Below are 2,299 nucleotides of genomic sequence, written 5' to 3'. Positions count from 1 at the left end.
CTAAATATCCATTAGATTTATCTACCAAAGGTTTTAAATCATCTTTTATGAAATATTTAAGTTCATTACTTTTATTTTTAGTTTTTTCAAATTCGATTTCAGATAATTTTTGATTAGCTAAATACTTATTATATGCTTCAGTTGTTAGTTTAGAATCACCTGTATTGTTTTTAGTATAAGCTAGTAAAAAATCTAAACTTTGAATCATAGAATGAGCTATTTCAAGTCTTTTTTCATTATCTGGATATTCATCTTTACTTAAAAGATAATTAGCTAAAAACTCTGCTTTAGAGGCAGGATTGTTTTTATCAATCTTACTATAAGCTTTTAATAAATCATTTAGCGTATTTATATCTACTGCATAGAATTTATCTTTTAAATCGGATATGATTTGATTTAAGAGATCTTTGCTTATGATATCGTCTGTGTTTAGAGTGACTTCACTTGAATTAAAACTAGGAAGCACTGGAGCTAATGGATCATTAATTTTTGCATTTTCTTTAAACTCGTTGTATTTTAAAATTTTATCACTTCCGCTATTGTATTTTTTTATATTATACTTGTTCCATTCATTTTTATCAGTAAAATCATTTTCCAGTGCGTTTTCTTTATGGTAGATATTTATATTTTCATAAGAAACAATATTATCTTTTTTTTCAAAGTTAGCTACTAGCAGCCCTGTTTTTTCACCGCCATTTATTTTAAAGTTTTCATGAAAAAATAAATGTATGTTTTTCATAGCCCAAGGTTCATTTCTAGTATCTGATCTAAAATATCCTATAAATCCGCCAGCATATCTTCCACCTTCAATACTTTCAATATCATCTAGTATTATATTTTCTATAGCAAAATAACCTTGTCCACCTAATAATAAATCACCTATAAATCCACCAGCAAAAACATCTGCTTTAATATTTCCAATATTACTTAAGGATATGTGTTTAAATTCTTTAGGGGTGTTGGACATATCACCTATAAATCCACCTGCTCTACCTTTTGCTACAATATCACCTATATTGTTTAAACTGATATTTGTAAAACTACTATTTCCTGATGATCTTCCTATAAATCCGCCAGAGTCTGTGCTGTTAATGACAAATCCATTATCTAACGAAGCGCTTCCGATATATTTAATACCATCTATCTTGATATTGCTATATTTACCCGCAGATTCACCTGCAAAACCTCCAGATAATTGACCTCTTATCATTCCTATATCTGACAAACTAATTCCATCAAAGATATTTTTAGGAGTAAACCAATCAAACCCGTTTGCAGTTCCAATAAAACCACCAGCTTCAACAAATGAATAATTACCTATATTTCCTATTGTTTTTAAAGTTATATTTTTAAATTCACCTTTATCAGATCTACCAGCAAAACCACCAGCTGCTTTCATTCCATTAATATCACCTATATTTTGCAATAATATTTTGTCAAATTTAGCATTTTGCGTATATCCTACAAAACCACCTACTGTGTTTTTTTGAAAATTAGATGCATCAAAATCTATCACAATTCCTTTTGTCATATTTTCTAAAATGATATTTTCAAACACACTCTGTTTATTAGTTCCATTTGATACATATCCTACAAAACCACCTATATAATCAGCTTTTTTAGTTTGAATTCCACCACCTTTATAATCTATCTTTATATTTTTAAAAGTGGCACCATCAACTCTACCAAATATACCAACATTATTTGGTTCAAAACTTAATTTGGTTGTATCGATATTAATATTGCTTAAAGTATACCCTTGTCCATCAAAAGTTTTTGTAAAAGCACCGGTAGTTCCAACTATCATATTAGTGCAGTTATTGCTATCTATACAATAGTTAGCATAGTCTTTACCTTCGCTAGCCCCAAAATCTATATCACTAGTTAATTTATAAGTGCTAAAGAAATCCCTCATATTATTTTTGTTTTCATTCCATCCCTTAGCAAAATAAAACCAGTCTACATCAGAACCTATAGTTGCATGTTTTTCAAATTTATCTTTAGTTACTAATTTTTTATTACCTAAATTCGTTTTATCTATGTTGCTATATTCTTGAGTGTTAAATTTAAAACCGCTGATTTTATCTCCATCTTTATAATAAGAACTTGTGGATTGCTGCAATGAACCTTTTACATAAGCACTAGCAATAGTAGAAGTTGAGTTAATACCCCCTGCTAATATATCTACTTCATTCCCCACCAAATGAACTTTATTGGCTGAATTACCACTTGGATTTTTTAAAGCATCGCCACTAACATTATCATTATGTTTGCCATTGATATGGCCACCATTAATACT

Annotated in this window: 1 pseudogene; it reads right to left on the bottom strand. The window is 29.0% G+C overall.

The window, feature by feature from the left end:
- Positions 1-2,299, bottom strand: a pseudogene (locus CAMP5121_RS07925) (hypothetical protein); the annotation flags it as partial.

Origin of the sequence: Campylobacter sp. 2352 PW (assembly GCF_024723575.1) — a bacterium.
Lineage (GTDB): Bacteria > Campylobacterota > Campylobacteria > Campylobacterales > Campylobacteraceae > Campylobacter_D.
The sequence above is the reverse complement of the archived record's forward strand: the minus strand, read 5'-3'. Positions and strand labels throughout refer to the sequence as shown.